The following is a 14,839-nucleotide window of genomic DNA, read 5'->3' on the forward strand; positions in this document are numbered from 1 at the left end:
GGTTGTTGGGCAAATGCCAACGATACCATGCCTGTCGTTTATTCTGCCGCACCGTCCGCGGCCCGGCGTCCGCGCTACGGCGGCTCAGATCGTCAGCGCGGGGGCGCCGTTCTCGTAGTGGGCGTCGAAACAGCTTTCGCAGTCGGCGCAGAACAGGTGTGCCATGCGGACACTGTCTTGCCGCAGCACGAGTTTCAGGTGGGTGTGCCGGCACTTGGGGCAGATTTCGCGCACGCTGCCGAAGGTCAGCAGGTCCAGCGGGACGCTGGCGTCTTCGGGCTGGTCGATGACGGCCGTGGGGTTCAGTTCGCTCAGCACCAGGTTGCCGTCGACATGCTGGCGGCGGCGGGTGTTCGACTCGGGTGGATGCGCGTAGGTCTCGGATACACGTTGATTCATAGGACAGGCTCCCATTATCGAATTGTCTCCGCAACCCTGCGGGTAAGGAAAAGTGCAGGGCGCGAGCTTCATCATAGCCAAATCGCAGGCGGCTTCAAGCTCTGCCGGAGGTTTTTTGTTGGTGCGTTGCCAATACGAAGAAAAAAATGCCCGTCAGGAACTGACGGGCACAACCCAAGATCGGGCCAAGAGACGCGAATTCGGTTGGTGTGTTGCACGTGGTGCAGCACACCTGCTGCGATCACGCATATCGGTTGCATGTATCGCAGTGATTCAAAGTATATGGGGCGATTGTGACCACGCTGTGACCGCGATCAAACGTGAATACCGATAGCTGAACCGGACGGGGCTTCGGTGATCTCAACAACGTCGCGCAGGACGCGCCGGCCAGGCAGGAATAAAAAAAAGCCCGCTAGAGGCGGGCTTAAAACTATTTTCTTGGAGGAGAATAGTGGAGACAGGTGCAAGTATGGTGCGCCGCCAAATATATGTCCAATTTAGTATACGGATACCAGACATTGCTATTTCGTATATCTGTCCGCTGACTTTCGTGTGCTGCCGATCGCCTTATTCGCGTACGGGTACCGTGTAGTTCAGCGCCATGCGGCCGCCATCCGCGTACAGGGTCTGGCCGGTCATGTACGAGGCATCCTCGCTGGCCAGGAAGGCGCAGATCGCGGCCACTTCTTCCGGCTCGCCGCAACGGCCGAGTGGCGTGCGCGACAGGATCGTGTGGCGGGCTTCCGGGCTGCCCAGCACGGCCTTCTTTGCCAGTTCGGTCAGGATCGTGCCCGGGCCGATCGCATTCACCCGGATGCCGTGCGCGGCCAGGCTGATCGCCGCCACGCGCGTCAGCTGGTTGACGCCGCCTTTCGACACGACATACGGCACCTGGTTCGGGATCGTCAGCTCCGCATTCACGCTGGACATGTTGATGATGCAGCCGGCCTGGCGCTGCACCATCGAGCGCGCGGCGGCCTGGCTGCACAGGAACATCGATTTCAGGTTGATCCGCAAGACGCGGTCGAAGTCTTCTTCTTCCAGGTCGAGGAAATCGGCCGCGTGCGTGACGCCCGCATTGTTGACCAGGATATCGATCTGCCCGAAGGCCTGCAGCGTGGCGGCGATCATGGCCTCGACATCGGCCTTCAGGCTGACGTCGGCCTGCTGGAAGCGCGCCGCATCGCCCAGCGCCGCGGCGGCCTGGGCGCCTTCCGGCCGGACATCGACCAGCATGACGCGCGCGCCTTCCTGCACCAGGCGGGTGGCGCAGGCAAGGCCGATGCCCTGGCTGGCGCCGGTAACGATCGCTGTTTTGTTGGCTAGTCTCATGGCAGGCTCCCGGTAGGTAAAAGCGGCCATTGTAAACAGCCGGGCAGGCGGCGTCAGGCATGAGCGGCACGGCAGACGGCCGGGACCGCTAGAGCGCGCCGGGAAGCAGGGGCGCGATGACGAACAGCAGCAGCAGGTTGTGCACGGCATGCGCGCTGCTTGCGGCCAGAAAGCCCGCGCTGACGCCGACCCGCCGCGGGGCCAGGTAGGCGCTGCCGAAGACCAGGCCCGAGAAAAAGGTCGTGATGCCATGGGCCAGTCCGCCATTCGAATAATGGCCGTAGCCGAACACCAGGCCGCTGAGCAGCACGCAGACGGCCGGGTGGGCGCCGAGGCGGCGTGCGAGCTCGATCGGTACGAGCTGGGCTATGAAGCTTTCAATGACCGGGGCATACAGCACGGTGAGGAAGAAGACCATGCCCTGGCTGAGCCTGGCCAGGCCGGAGGCCGCCGACTCTCCCCACTGCTCGGGAGGCAGCCATTGCAGCAGGACGCCCAGCACCAGCAGCGCGCAACAGACCGACAGGATGCCCAGGCAGGCGCCCAGCGCAGCCGCGCTGCAATACGGCCTTCTTTCCAGGCTGCCGCGCCAGGTGACGAGTCTGGGCGGAACAGGCGTGATCCGGTTTTCCAAGGCGCGCTCGCTTGTCTGCAGAAGCGCCCATGGTAGGCGGCGGCCATGCAAGATCACAGAGCTGCATCAAACGGGCGCGCAAGCCCGCAGGGGGCTGCGGCGGGTTGTTACAGCATCAGCGGCTTGTCGGGCAATTCGTTGGCGCGGCTGCCGTTGGCCGGGAAATGCTGGCGCAGCAAGTCGTTCACCTGCCCGATGGCGGCCAGGGTGGCGTCATGGAAGCGGCCTTCCCCGAAGCCCTTGGTCATGGTGCGGCATACCGCCTGCCAGGTGGCGGCATCGATCTTGCGGTCGATGCCGCGGTCGGCCACGATGTCCACCTTGTGCTCGGCCAGGTTGATGTAGATGAGCACGCCACAATTGTCTTCGGTATCCCACACGCCGTAGTCGGCGAACAGCGCCAGTGCGCGCTGGCGGTTGCTGACGCCGTCCCAGGCGTCGTCGAAGGGCAGGGCCTTTTCGACGATCAGGCGCACCTCGCCGCGGTGGGTCTGCTCGCCCGCCGTGATGGCTTCGCTGATCGCCGTGAGCGTCGCCTCGGGGAAGGCGCGCTTGGCCTCGCCGCTGCTGCTGCCCAGGTGGCGCCAGGCGCGTTTGATGCGCTGAGTGAATCCCATCTCGCCTTCCATTACCAGTCTCCCGAAGCGCCGCCGCCGTCGAAGCTGCCTCCGCCGCCGGAAAATCCGCCGCCGCCGAATCCGCCGCCGCCGCCGCCGCGTCCCATCCCGCTCATGATGTTACCGAGGATGATGCCGGTGGCAACGTTGCCCAGGCCGCTGCTGCGGCCGCGGCCCCAGTGGTGCGGCGACAAGCCCCTGCGGCGCGGGCGGAAGATCGAGCGCAGCATCATGAAGCCGATGATCAGGGGCAGGATGGCGAACAGCGAGAAGCCGCCGCCGTCGTCCTGGGCCTGGCGCTGTGGCGCCTGCTGCGCCGGAGCAGGGAAGCTTTCCTGGTTCAGCAGGGTGGCGATGGCGCCGACGCCGGCGACCAGGCCTTCGTAATAATGGTTCTGCCGGAAGTGCGGAGCGATCACGTCCTGCAGGATACGTTTCGACTGGGCGTCGGTCAGCACGCCCTGCACGCCGCGCCCGGCCTCGATGCGCAGCCGGCGCAGCGAGCTCGGGTTGTCGCGCGCGACCATCAGGAGCACGCCGTCGTCGACCCCCTTGCGTCCCAGCTTCCAGGCGTCGGTGACGCGGATGCTGAACTGCTCGATCGCTTCCGGCTCGGTCGATTTGACCAGCAGGACCGCGATCTGGCTGCCGGTGCGCGCCTCGTAGTCGGCCAGCACGGCGGTAAGACGCTCGCGCTGGGCGGCGTCCAGCATGCCGGCTTCGTCGACCACGCGGCCGGTCAGCGCCGGCACCGGCTTGAGCTGGGCGAAGGCCGAACCGGCCGTCGCCAGCGCCAGCACGCAGGCCAGCAGCAGGGTCCCCAGCGAGCGAAGCAGGCCGCCTGTGGTCAGGACGCGCATCGTGTGCCTTCCTTACTTCTTGCCGAAGTCGACCGTCGGCGCCGTCGAGATCGCCTTCTCGTTCTCGACCGTGAACGAAGGCTTGGTCTCGTAACCGAACATCATGGCGGTCAGGTTGGTCGGGAACTTGCGCACGGTGACGTTATAGTCCTGCACCGAGGCGATGTAGCGCTGGCGCGCGACCGTGATGCGGTTCTCGGTGCCTTCCAGCTGCGACTGCAGGTCGCGGAACTGGGTGTCGGCCTTCAGGTCCGGGTATTTCTCGGACACGGCCATCAGGCGCGACAGCGCGCCGGACAGTTCGCCCTGCACCTGCTGGAACTTGTTGAAGGCGGCCGGGTCGTTCAGCACTTCCGGCGTGATCTGGAAGCTGGTGGCGGCGGCGCGCGCGCGCGTCACCGCCTCGAGGGTCTCGCGCTCATGCGAGGCATAGCCCTTGACGGTGTTCACCAGGTTCGGGATCAGGTCGGCGCGGCGCTGGTACTGGTTCACCACTTCGCCCCAGGCGGCCTTGGTTGCCTCGTCCTTGGTCTGGAACTCGTTATAACCGCAGCCGGACAGCAGCGAGCCGGCAAGCAGGGCCGTGGTAAGGATGCGGGTCCAGCGCGAGAAGAAGGAAGATGTCATGATCGTTTTGTCCATGGCAAGTTGTCGAATGGTCAAAATATACATGATGTAAAGCTATTTTGGCGCGTTTGTCGGAATACGGCCTGCCCCCGGCCCGCCGGCGCCGTGCCTGGCAGGTACAATATTGGGTTCGCAATAACTGACTGACAAGGGGCCCGACGTGACTTTCATCGATAAACTTTCCGCTGCATGGACCCGTAACAATTCCCTGCTGTGCGTCGGGCTCGATCCGGACCTGGCGCGCTTCCCCGCGCAGCTGCAGGGCCAGCCGGACGCCATCGTCCAGTTCTGCAAGGCGATCATCGATGCGACGGCCGACCTGGCCTGCGCCTTCAAGCCGCAGATCGCCTATTTCGCCGCCCTGGGCGCCGAGGCGCAGCTGGAGGAAATCTGCCGCTACCTGCGCGAACGGTATCCACACATCCCGCTGGTGCTGGACGCCAAGCGCGGCGACATCGGCGCCACCGCCCACCAGTACGCGCGCGAAGCCTTCGAGCGCTACGGCGCCGATGCGGTGACGGTCAGCCCCTACATGGGGTTCGACTCGGTCGAGCCTTACCTGGAGTGGGCCGACCGCGGCGTGATCGTGCTGTGCCGCACCTCGAATGCAGGCGGCTCGGACCTGCAGTTCCTGGACGTGGGCGGCCGCCCGCTGTACCAGCACGTGGCCCAGCTCGTGGCCGAGAAATGGAACCGCAACGGCCAGCTGGCGCTGGTGGTGGGGGCGACCTTCCCGGACGAGATCGCGCAGGTGCGCAAGCTGGTGGGCGACATGCCGCTCCTGATCCCGGGCGTGGGCGCCCAGGGCGGCGACGTGGAGGCAACCGTGAAGGCGGGACGGACCGCGAACGGCGCCGGCATGATGATCAATTCCTCGCGCGCGATCCTGTATGCGGCGCCGCGCGATGGCGAAGATTTCGCGGCGGCGGCACGGCGCGTGGCGCTGGAGACGCGCGATGCGATCAATGCGGCGCGGGGCTAAAGCCGGGCCTGTGCTTGTTAGCAGAAATGAGGCCCCGGCCTGCGCCGGGACCCAAGTTGGCCGACTAGTCGCCAGCGCATCCGAGCGCGCAGCGCGAACAAAGAACGAGCATCAATACCTGCTCGGCGCAATCGTCTCCGCATAGTCGTACAAGGCGCCCAGGATCTCCTCGGCCCGTTCGTCCGCGTGCTCGGACAGCGCATCGATCTCCCCGAACAGCTGGTCCACCGTGCGCGCCCCGGCTTCGCCTTCGAACAGGCGCGCCGCGCGGTGCGCTTCCCACAGCTCGCGCTCGTCTTGCGACAGGGTGTGCGGGAAGTTGCGCGCGCGGTAGCGGAAGAACAGCTCGCCCAGGCGCTCGTCCTCGAAGGCGGGCCGCATGCCGGCCAGCGCCTCGGGCTTCTCGTGGCGCAGCGTTTCCAGCTTGCGGCGGTCGCCGTTGCCGACGAAGCCGCCGTACAGGTCTTCGTCCACGTCCATCCGCGCGCCGGCGGCCGGCTTCTTGAATACCTCGGCCCAGATGGCGCTCATGTTGCGTGCGGCTGCCGCTTCCACGGCCAGAGCCGCATGCGCACGGGCCTGGTCGACGTCGATGCTCCAGCGCGCCGCCATGCTGGGGTGCAGGGTTTTCAGATTCCCGACCAGCATCGGCGACTTGTTCAGGTGCACGCTCTTGATCGGCAGGCGCGTCATCCCTTCGGGCATGTCGGCGCTGCGGGTGAACAGGCGGGTGCGGATCGCCTCGACGTCGAGCTCGAACAGTTCCGAGGGATCATGGCGGCAGTCCCATACCAGCACCTCGTTCTTGTTGGTCGGATGCTGGGCCAGCGGCCACACCAGGCCCAGGCAGCCGTGCTCGACCGGGAACATGCCGGACACGTGCAGGAAAGGCTGGCGCTGGCTGGGGTCGAGGTGCAGGCCCATCTCGGCGGCCACGCGCTCCTTGCGGCGCAGTTCGAGGCAGAAATCGAACAGCTTCGGCTGCTTTTGCCTGATCAGGCGCGCCAGGGCGATGGTGGCGCGCACGTCGGACAGCGCGTCGTGCGCCGCCTCGTGCGCCAGGCCGTTGGCGGCGCTCAGGTGTTCCAGCCGGAAGCTCGGCTTGCCGTCTTCCTTGGACGGCCATTCGATGCCGCTTGGCCTCAACGCATAGGTCATGCGCACCACGTCCAGCAGGTCCCAGCGGCCGCAGCCGTTCTGCCATTCGCGGGCATAAGGATCGATCAGGTTGCGCCAGAACAGATGGCGCGTCACCTCGTCGTCGAAGCGGATGGTGTTGTAGCCGACGCCGATGGTGCCGGGCTCGCTGAACGCCGCTTCGATTCTTCGCGCGAATTCATGTTCCGGCACACCCTGTTCCAGGCAGTGCTGGGGCGTGATGCCGGTGATCAGGCAGGATTGCGGGTCGGGCAGGAAGTCGGGCGCCGGCTGGCAGTACAGCATGATCGGCTCGCCGATCTCGTTGAGTTCGGCGTCGGTGCGGATGGCGGCGAACTGGGCCGGGCGGTCGCGGCGCGGCGTCGCGCCGAAGGTTTCGTAGTCGTGCCAGAGGAAGGTATGGTTGCTCATGAATTGTTCTGGTATCGCCGCTGGGCGGCGGGCAGGCGCCATGGTGGCACAGATTGCGGCTGCCGTCAGCCGTCGTGCTCAGGCTTTCAGATGCTGACGCGGTCGCGTCCGGCCTGCTTGGCGCGGTACAGCGCGGCGTCGGCCGCCGCCATCAGTGCGTGTTCGTCGCCGCCGGGCGCCAGGCTGGCCACGCCGAAGGAGCCGGTGATGTGGGGCAAGGGCAGGCGCATGTCGGGGAACACCGTCGCCGTGCGCAGGCGTTCGGCCAGGCGCCCGGCCACCATTTCGGCCAGCCCGGGCGGCGTGTCCGGCAGCACCGCCATCAATTCCTCGCCGCCATAGCGCACCGCGAAGTCCGAAGGGCGCAGCGATTCGCGGATCACGCCGGCGGCGCAGGACAGGGCGGCGTCGCCCGCCAGGTGGCCATGGGTGTCGTTGAAGCGCTTGAAGTGGTCCAGGTCAATCATGATGATCGACAGCGGGCTGCCGTCCTGGCGCGCGCGCGCGGCCAGCTTGGGCAGCATCTCATTGAGCCAGGCGCGGTTGTACAGGCCGGTGAGGCCGTCGTTGAGCGAGAGCTGGCGGTAGAACTCGCCCAGCTTCTGGCGCCGCCTGAGCTGGGCGTTGGCGTGGCGCACGCGGAAGGACAGCAGGCGCAGCAGATTGCGGGCCAGCACGTTCGAATGGTCGATCAGCTGCCACACCAGTTCCGGTTCGATCACCAGGAGTTCGCAGTCTTCCAGCGCGGTCATCGCCGCCAGGTTGACGGCGTCGTCCAGCACGGCCTGCTCGCCCACGCTTTCGCCAGGCCGTACCTGGGTGACCCCGCCGTCCTCATTGCCGCTGTGGGCGTCCGGCGCGACTTCCAGCGCGCCCGAGAGCACGATATAGAGCCGCGCCCGCAGCCCATCCTCGACGCGCTGCCCGGCCGCCACCCGGATCAGCGCGCAAGGGGCGAGCGCCTGCGCGACGGCCGGGTCGTCGGCATCGCGGAACAGCGCCAGGTCGCGCGTGGTGTAAGGGGATGCACCGAAGGTGCCGATCGGGTCCAAGGAGTTCTCTACAGGAAAGCGTCAGTACGTTGTGGAATGATAACTCATTGCAACTCGTCCGCACCGGCTGGCGTTTCAGAAACAACAGTGGTCAAATGGCGGCCATGACGCATCCTGCCCACCTGGTCGACGCACTCGGCCACCAACATCTTCCCGCACCCGGCGCCCGTATCGTGTCGCTGGTGCCCTCGATTACCGAACTCCTGTGCGAGCTCGGCCTGGCCGACCGGCTGGTCGGGCGCACCGGTTTCTGCATCCATCCGCGCGCGCTGGTGGAAGCCATTCCGAAGGTCGGCGGCACCAAGGACGTGAACATCGACAAGATCCGCACGCTGGCGCCGACCCACCTGGTGGTCAACATCGACGAGAACGAAAAGCCGACGGTGGAGCGTCTGGCGGAGTTCGTGCCGCACATCGTCGTCACGCACCCGCTGGCGCCGCGCGACAACCTGGCGCTGGCGCGGCTGATCGGCGGCATCTTCGGGGCGCAGGAGGCGGCCGAACGCTGGTGCGCCGCCTTCGAGCAGGAATACGCGGCGCTGCGCGCCTTGCCGCCGGCCCCGGGGCGCACCGTGCTGTACTGCATCTGGCAGGATCCGTGGATGAGCGTGTCGAAGGACACCTATATCGCCGCCATGCTGGCCGAGCTGGGCTGGGAGGTGCCGGCGCTGGAAGTCGGGGGCGCTGCGGCGCGCTACCCGCGTTTCGCGTGGTCGGAGGAACTGGTGAGCGGGCTCGACGCGGTGCTGCTGTCCACCGAGCCCTACCGCTTCACGGAAGCGCATGCGGACGCGCTCGAGAAGCAGCTCGGCATCCCGGTGTTGCTGGTCGATGGGGAAATGATGTCGTGGTACGGCAGCCGCGCACTGGCGGGCCTGCGCTATTTGCGCGAGCTGCGGGCGATGCTTGGCGGCGCCGCGGCGTAAAAAAACGCACGCCCAGGAGCAGGGCGTGCGGGGGCGATCAGGAAGCGCCGATCAGGAATCGGTCAGGTGCTTGTCGGCCAGCGGATCGATAGCCGGGGTCGAATCGTGCTTGTTCTTGTCCTGCAGGCGTCCCAGGGCGCTGTCGAGAGCGCGCGCCAGCTTGCTGCCCGCGTTCTTGATCGACTGGCGCAGGTCGTCGGAGTGCTCGTGCACGACGATCGGCTGGTAGCCGCGCACGCGCGCTTCCATCATGCACGAGTTGCCGCCATCGGCGCCTTTCTCCCTGTTCTCATTGCTCAGGTGCACTTCGACGTTGGTGATATGGTCGCCGAAGCGATCGATCGCGCTGCGGACAACCGATTCCACGTGTTCGTCCAGACCCTGGCGGTTGGTGATGGTGCGGTCGGTGTTGACATTGATTTGCATATGCTTGCTCCTGTTGTTATAACGGCATGGTCTTACCCGCGGCTTCGGTTTGGCCGCGTCCTGTTGTGATAGGTAAGGGCGGATTCGTCAGTTGCAAGCCCATCATCATGCAAGTTCGTCACGCCGTCTTCGCCGCCTCCTGCGTTTCCTTCTCGTGGTGGGGGAAACGGTCCATCCGCGACAGCACCGGGAACAGCACCGCCCACAGGCCGGTGACGGCCAGCGTCGCCGCGCCGCCCAGCAGGATCGCGCGCACCAGGCCGAGCCAGCCGGCGGTGACGCCCGATTCGAATTCGCCCAGCTCGTTCGAGGCGCCGATGAACACCGAGTTCACCGCGCTGACGCGGCCGCGGATGTCGTCCGGGGTCTCGTACTGCACCAGCAGGTGGCGGATGTAGACGCTCACCATGTCGCCCGCGCCCAGGAGGAACAGGGCCGCCAGGGCCACCGGGAAGCTGCTGGTCAGGCCCATGGCCAGGGTGCACAGGCCGAACACGGCCACGCCGCCGAACATCCACAGGCCGACCCGGTGCGTGATCGGGAAGAAGGCCAGCAGGATCGAGCACAGCGCCGCGCCGGCGCCGGGCGCGGTACGCAACAGGCCGAGCGCCGTCGGGCCGGCCTGCAGGACGTCATGCGCGTAGGCGGGCAGCAGGGCGGTGGCGCCGCCGAACAGCACCGCGAACAGGTCGAGCGAGATCGCGCCCAGCACGATCGGGCGCGACCACACGAAGCGCAGGCCTTCCAGCAGCGAGGCCAGGCTCACCGGCCCCTGGCTGCGCGCCTGCGGCGCCGCGCGGGTGCGCGACATGCACAGCACCGCCACCGTGAGCAGGCTGGCCGCGACCAGGTGCACGCTCATCGGGCCGAACACGTACAGCAGGCCGCCGACGATCGGGCCGGCGATCACGGCCACATGGAAGGTCGAGGAGCTCAGGGCCACGGCCTGGCTGAAGTCGCGGTCGGGCACCAGGTTCTTCAGCACCGCCTGCGAGGCCGGCATCATGAAGGCGCGTGCGGAGCCGAACAGCACCAGGATCGCGAACACCGGCCAGACGACCTTGCTGCCAGGCGACGACGATGCAGCCGTGAAGCCGACCAGCAGCAGGCTGCAGGCAAGCTGGGTAGCCATGCACAGCAGGACGATATTGCGGCGGTTGTGGCGGTCGGCCACGTGGCCGGCCCACAGGATCAGCACCAGGAAGGGCGCGAACTGCGCCAGGCCGATCAGGCCGAGGTCGAACAGGCTGCCCGTGATCTGGTAGACCTGCCAGCCGATGGCGACGCTCTGCATCTGCACGGCGAGGGTGCCGAGGAAACGGGCGGAGAGGTAGAAGGAGAGGTTACGGTTGCGCAGGACGGCCAGGTTGCCGGTCGGGGACAGCAGGGGCATGAAGAGCTTTCGGGGACGATGCTGGGAAGGCTAGCCCTGCATTGTGCCCGATTTGCGGCGTGGCCGTCGCAGGGTGGACGGCATCGCCGTCCACCCTACGTAAGCGCTTCAGGGCTGCGCCAGGTCCGCCTCGGTGGTGAAGGCATCGGCAAAGAACTCGTCTTCCGGCAGTCCGCACTGCGCCGCGTAATCGCGCCGCGCCGAGTCCACCATGATGGGCGCGCCGCAGGCATACACCTGGTAGCCCGACAGGTCGGGAATGTCCTGCATCACGGCCGCGTGCACGTAGCCGGTGCGGCCCTGCCAGGCGTCTTCCGGCAACGCGTCCGAGATCACGGGAATGTAGCGGAAGTCCGGCAGCGTGGTCTCCCAGGCGCGGCACAGTTCGTCCATGTACAGGTCCTGCGGGCGGCGGCCGCCCCAGTACAGGCGGACCGGACGCGTCGACTTCAGGTGCATCAGGTGCTCGACCAGGGCCTTCACCGGGGCGAAGCCGGTGCCCGAAGCCAGCAGCACGATCGGCTTGCTCGACTCTTCGCGCAGGAAGAAGGTGCCGAGCGGGCCTTCGAAGCGCAGGATGTCGCGCTCCTTCATGGCGCCGAAGACGTGGTCGGTGAACAGGCCGCCCGGCAGGTGGCGGATGTGCAGTTCCAGCGGGCCGCTGAACGAAGGCGCGCAGGCGATGCTGTAGGCGCGGCGCTTGCCGTCCTTGAGCAGGAATTCGATGTACTGGCCGGCGCGGTAGGCCAGTGCTTCGTTGGCCGGCAGCTGCAGCGTGACGATGGCGACGTCCGGCGCGGCCATTTTGATGCCGGCGATCCGGGTCGGCATCTTGCGCACCGGGTACTCCGAACTGCCGCCCACTTCGCGCGCCTCGATCACCAGATCCTGCTGCGGCAGGGCGCAGCAGAACAGCGACATGCCCTGGCTCTTCTCGATGTCGCTCAGGGCGCGCTGCTGGTGCGGCTTGTGGGTCAGTTCGCCCTCCAGGACCTTGCCCTTGCAGGAGCCGCAGGCGCCGTTCTTGCAACCGTAGGGCAGGCCGATGCCGGCACGGATGGCGGCGGAGAGGACGGTTTCGTCGGCCTCGCAGGTGAACTGGTGGCCACTGGGCTGGACGGTGATCTGGAAGCTCATGCAGGTTCGGGGTTGGTGGCTGCGTACGGCAAGCCGTTGATAAGAAAGACAAATGTTCGGTACGACAGGCCGGTATTCTACACCGCCGCCCGGCGCGCCGTGAAACGCCGGCCGCCGTGGCGCCGATTCGCGTGTGCTAGAGTGGCAAGCTTTCATCCCGCCTTCCTGCCATGATCCAGCCTTCCGCCTTCCACCGTCCGCGCCTGCTCATCGTCGGCTGCGGCGACGTCGGCATGCGCCTGCTGCCGCTGCTGGCCGGGCGCTTTCGCGTCTTTGCGCTGACCAGCCGGCGCGAACGCTGCGCCGAGCTGCGCGCCGCCGGCGCCGTGCCGCTGGTGGCCGATCTCGACCTGCCCGCGAGCCTGCAGCGCCTGCGCGGGCTGGCCGACTGGGTCGTGCACCTGGCGCCGCCCCAGCCCGAAGGAGCGCTGGATCGCCGCACGCGCCACCTGGCCGCGGCGCTCGGCAGCGTGAAGCGCCTGGTCTACGTCAGCACCAGCGGCGTGTATGGCGACTGCGGCGGCGTACTGGTGCGCGAATCGCGGCCGGTGGCGCCGCGCAACGCCCGGGCCTGGCGGCGCGTCGACGCCGAACGGGTATTGCGGGCCTGGGCGCTCGCGACGGGCACCCATCTGTCGATCCTGCGCGTGCCCGGCATCTATGCGGCCGACCGGCTGCCGCGCAAGCGGCTGGAGCAGGGCACGCCGGCCCTGCGCGCGCAGGACGACGTCTACACCAACCACATCCACGCCGACGACCTGGCGCGCATCGTCCTGCTGGCGCTGTTCCGCGCACGCGGCGCCGGCCGGACCGTGCATGCGGTGGACGACACGCGCATGAAGATGGGCGAATATTTCGATGCGGTGGCCGATGCCTTCGGGTTGGCACGGCCGCCGCGCCTGCCGCGCGCCGAGCTGGAAGCGGTGGTCACGCCGGCCCTGCTGTCCTTCATGTCCGAATCGCGCCGCCTCGACAATACGCGCCTCAAGCGCGAACTGCGGGTGCGGCTGCGCTATCCCGATGTCGCGACGGCGCTGGCGCAGCTGGCCGCGGCTCCCGTACAATCCGGCACCGAAACAGAGAGGCCAGCATGACTTATGAAGAATACCTCGACGAAGTGACCACGCTGATCGTCGAAAAATACGGCGTCGCCGACGCCGCCGCGATCAAGATCGTCGTCGCCGCGCAGGACAAGGAATACTTCGTCGCCCACGACGACCAGCCCGGGATGCGCACGATCGAGCGCGCCCACCAGGACGCGCGCACCCTGTACCAGGCCAGCGGCCTGGCCAAGGCCGCCCCCGGCAAGAAGAAGTAATGCCCGCGCCGCCCGCGCAGGGCGGCATTCCCTTTTCCGTTCCCGTGCTTCCGCTGCGCCGGCGGCACGCGCACGCCCCTGCATCCCCGGCATGCCTTCACATCCGTCAGGTCTTGTGCAAACTGCAAGCCGAATGTGTATCATTTCGCCTATGACGAAAAAAGCCATACGAATGATGCCTTATTGGCTATGTATGCAAATAATTCGCGACAGATCACGCAAAGTGACAAATTATTAACAATCCTGAAAGAACTCCATGCCCATCAGACGCCTTCCGCCCGGCGCGGAATACGACCCCAACCGCCTCCTCGACGCCATCATCGCCAGGCTGCGCCTGAAAAACGACGCGGCCCTGTCGCGCGTGCTCGAAGTGGCCCCGCCGGTGATCAGCAAGATTCGCCACAGCACGCTCCCGATCGGCGCCACGCTGCTGCTGCGCATGCACGAGGAGAGCGAATTCAGCATCGGCGAACTGCGCGCGCTGATGGTCAAGCCGCGCGAAGCTGCGCAGGTGTTGGCTGCCTGAATAAAAAAAGGCGCTGTCATCGTCTACTATGGATGACGCCGATCGCAATACGCAGCAATTGTTCGGCAGACGTGATCCGGTTGCCGTCGAGCGCCCAGCGCCAGCCCAGGTAATTGGGCAGATAGCGCGAGGCCACGCCGCGAAAGCGGCTCAACCACTGGCGAAAGCGGCTGTGGTAGGCGTTCACATTCTGGACGTGGATCGCGCCGGCGGCGCTTCGGCGTACCCGTACCCCGGCGTGCAGGTCGACCGCTTGGTGCGCAATGCCGTGCTGGCGGGCGAAGGCCCGGTAAGCGGCATGCCCGTCGCTGACCAGGAGCACTTGCCGGTCGAGCCTGGGCAGCAGGTGGCGCGCCAGGTGCGCGGCCGTCAGCGCGCCGCGGCCGACCACGGCATCGATGGTCTGCCCGCCACGGTCGCGCGCCACCAGGATGCAGTCGAGCTCGCGGGAGATCCCGCGCTTGCCGGCACGGCCGCCGCGCTTGCGCGCCGGGCGGTCGAGCTTTTTTGCCCCCTTTTGCGACTCCAGCAGGAACATCTCGTCGGCCTCGGCAATGCCATTGAGCAGTTGCGGACGGTCATGCTTGGCGCGCTCGAGAAAGCGGTGGCGCCAGCGAAAGGCCGTGTTGCGGTGCACGCCGACTTGGGCGGCCGCCGACCGCACCGAGGTCGAAGTCAGGACCGTGCCCAGGTAATCCAGCCACTTGTCTCTCCGCCGCAGGCGTGCCAGCGGTGTGCCGCTCAGGTCGTTGTAGGTGCGCCTGCATGCGCGGCAGCGGTAGCGTGGCAGGCCATTGGCCTGACCGTGCCGATAGTACCGTTCGCAGGCGCAAGCGGGACAGCGCCGCTGCGCTGCGCCAAGCTGGCCGATCAGCGCCACTAACTGCGCCAAGCCTGCTGCCGGTTGCAGGGCGGCCAGCGTGTGCAGGCGCTGCGGCAGGTTCAGGGCCGGCAGTCTGGCAAACCACTTCTTGAACTGAGGCGCACGCATGCTCGTTTCCCGGTGGTGGAGACCGGTGTTCGACCATGAAACAGCTCAGC

The 14,839-nt window shown here is 66.9% G+C and carries 17 protein-coding genes; 5 read left to right on the top strand and 12 right to left on the bottom strand.

The annotated features are described in order from the left end of the window. Nucleotides 1-84: 84 nt before the first annotated feature. The 6 genes from AB3347_RS21300 to AB3347_RS21325 all read right to left on the bottom strand — a co-directional run bounded on the left by AB3347_RS21300 (nucleotide 85) and on the right by AB3347_RS21325 (nucleotide 4,469). Entirely contained in the window at nucleotides 85-399 is a 315-nt protein-coding gene (locus AB3347_RS21300) for a hypothetical protein (protein WP_369093719.1), read from the bottom strand. Between the two features lie 567 nt (nucleotides 400-966). Then, complete coding sequence (locus AB3347_RS21305; protein ID WP_369093720.1) at nucleotides 967-1,731, bottom strand: SDR family NAD(P)-dependent oxidoreductase; 765 nt, start codon at nucleotides 1,729-1,731, stop codon at nucleotides 967-969. Nucleotides 1,732-1,819: 88 nt separating this feature from the next. Beyond that, nucleotides 1,820-2,365, bottom strand: a complete 546-nt coding sequence (locus AB3347_RS21310) for a CPBP family glutamic-type intramembrane protease (RefSeq protein ID WP_369093721.1) — start codon at nucleotides 2,363-2,365, stop codon at nucleotides 1,820-1,822. Nucleotides 2,366-2,472: 107 nt separating this feature from the next. After that, on the bottom strand, nucleotides 2,473-2,982 hold the full coding sequence (locus tag AB3347_RS21315) for a TPM domain-containing protein (protein WP_369093722.1): 510 nt from the start codon (nucleotides 2,980-2,982) through the stop codon (nucleotides 2,473-2,475). Between the two features lie 11 nt (nucleotides 2,983-2,993). Next, nucleotides 2,994-3,842 carry a YgcG family protein gene (locus tag AB3347_RS21320; RefSeq protein WP_369093723.1) on the bottom strand — a complete coding sequence of 283 codons (849 nt, stop codon included), beginning with the start codon at nucleotides 3,840-3,842 and terminating at the stop codon, nucleotides 2,994-2,996. Nucleotides 3,843-3,854: 12 nt separating this feature from the next. After that, a complete protein-coding gene (locus tag AB3347_RS21325) occupies nucleotides 3,855-4,469 on the bottom strand; it encodes a LemA family protein (protein ID WP_369093724.1) in 615 nt (204 codons plus the stop codon). A 160-nt stretch (nucleotides 4,470-4,629) separates the two neighbouring features. Between AB3347_RS21325 and pyrF the strand changes: the two genes are divergently transcribed. Continuing rightward, entirely contained in the window at nucleotides 4,630-5,451 is an 822-nt protein-coding gene (gene pyrF, locus AB3347_RS21330; protein ID WP_369093725.1) for an orotidine-5'-phosphate decarboxylase, read from the top strand. 111 nt (nucleotides 5,452-5,562) lie between these two features. Here the strand turns inward: pyrF and sbcB are convergent, their stop codons facing one another. Next, nucleotides 5,563-7,020 carry an exodeoxyribonuclease I gene (gene sbcB / locus AB3347_RS21335; RefSeq protein WP_369093726.1) on the bottom strand — a complete coding sequence of 486 codons (1,458 nt, stop codon included), beginning with the start codon at nucleotides 7,018-7,020 and terminating at the stop codon, nucleotides 5,563-5,565. Nucleotides 7,021-7,106: 86 nt separating this feature from the next. Beyond that, the gene (locus AB3347_RS21340; protein WP_369093727.1) at nucleotides 7,107-8,072 is read right to left on the bottom strand and encodes a GGDEF domain-containing protein; all 966 of its coding nucleotides are present in this window, start codon (nucleotides 8,070-8,072) and stop codon (nucleotides 7,107-7,109) included. A gap of 104 nt (nucleotides 8,073-8,176) precedes the next feature. On the opposite strand from AB3347_RS21340, the gene AB3347_RS21345 reads away from it, so the two are divergent. After that, complete coding sequence (locus tag AB3347_RS21345; protein WP_369093728.1) at nucleotides 8,177-8,998, top strand: helical backbone metal receptor; 822 nt, start codon at nucleotides 8,177-8,179, stop codon at nucleotides 8,996-8,998. Between the two features lie 51 nt (nucleotides 8,999-9,049). Here the strand turns inward: AB3347_RS21345 and AB3347_RS21350 are convergent, their stop codons facing one another. From AB3347_RS21350 to AB3347_RS21360, 3 genes are all read right to left on the bottom strand, one after another. Next, a complete protein-coding gene (locus AB3347_RS21350) occupies nucleotides 9,050-9,424 on the bottom strand; it encodes an HPF/RaiA family ribosome-associated protein (protein ID WP_369093729.1) in 375 nt (124 codons plus the stop codon). Nucleotides 9,425-9,542: 118 nt separating this feature from the next. Continuing rightward, nucleotides 9,543-10,817, bottom strand: a complete 1,275-nt coding sequence (locus tag AB3347_RS21355; RefSeq protein WP_369093730.1) for an MFS transporter — start codon at nucleotides 10,815-10,817, stop codon at nucleotides 9,543-9,545. Nucleotides 10,818-10,925: 108 nt separating this feature from the next. Next, a complete protein-coding gene (locus AB3347_RS21360) occupies nucleotides 10,926-11,954 on the bottom strand; it encodes a CDP-6-deoxy-delta-3,4-glucoseen reductase (protein WP_369093731.1) in 1,029 nt (342 codons plus the stop codon). 170 nt (nucleotides 11,955-12,124) lie between these two features. Here AB3347_RS21360 and AB3347_RS21365 point away from each other — a divergent pair, with 170 nt between their 5' ends. The 3 genes from AB3347_RS21365 to AB3347_RS21375 all read left to right on the top strand — a co-directional run bounded on the left by AB3347_RS21365 (nucleotide 12,125) and on the right by AB3347_RS21375 (nucleotide 13,798). Continuing rightward, nucleotides 12,125-13,048, top strand: a complete 924-nt coding sequence (locus tag AB3347_RS21365; protein WP_369093732.1) for an SDR family oxidoreductase — start codon at nucleotides 12,125-12,127, stop codon at nucleotides 13,046-13,048. Then, nucleotides 13,045-13,272 (top strand): hypothetical protein, encoded by a 228-nt coding sequence (locus AB3347_RS21370; protein ID WP_369093733.1) that lies wholly within the window; start codon nucleotides 13,045-13,047, stop codon nucleotides 13,270-13,272. The genes AB3347_RS21365 and AB3347_RS21370 overlap by 4 nt, the downstream gene beginning before the upstream one ends. A gap of 256 nt (nucleotides 13,273-13,528) precedes the next feature. Continuing rightward, the gene (locus AB3347_RS21375) at nucleotides 13,529-13,798 is read left to right on the top strand and encodes a hypothetical protein (RefSeq protein ID WP_369093734.1); all 270 of its coding nucleotides are present in this window, start codon (nucleotides 13,529-13,531) and stop codon (nucleotides 13,796-13,798) included. A gap of 16 nt (nucleotides 13,799-13,814) precedes the next feature. On the opposite strand, the gene AB3347_RS21380 is transcribed toward AB3347_RS21375, so the two are convergent. Beyond that, the gene (locus AB3347_RS21380) at nucleotides 13,815-14,789 is read right to left on the bottom strand and encodes an IS1595 family transposase (protein ID WP_369093735.1); all 975 of its coding nucleotides are present in this window, start codon (nucleotides 14,787-14,789) and stop codon (nucleotides 13,815-13,817) included. Nucleotides 14,790-14,839: the final 50 nt, after the last annotated feature.

The organism is Massilia sp. X63, assembly GCF_041023745.1.
GTDB lineage: Bacteria > Pseudomonadota > Gammaproteobacteria > Burkholderiales > Burkholderiaceae_D > Telluria.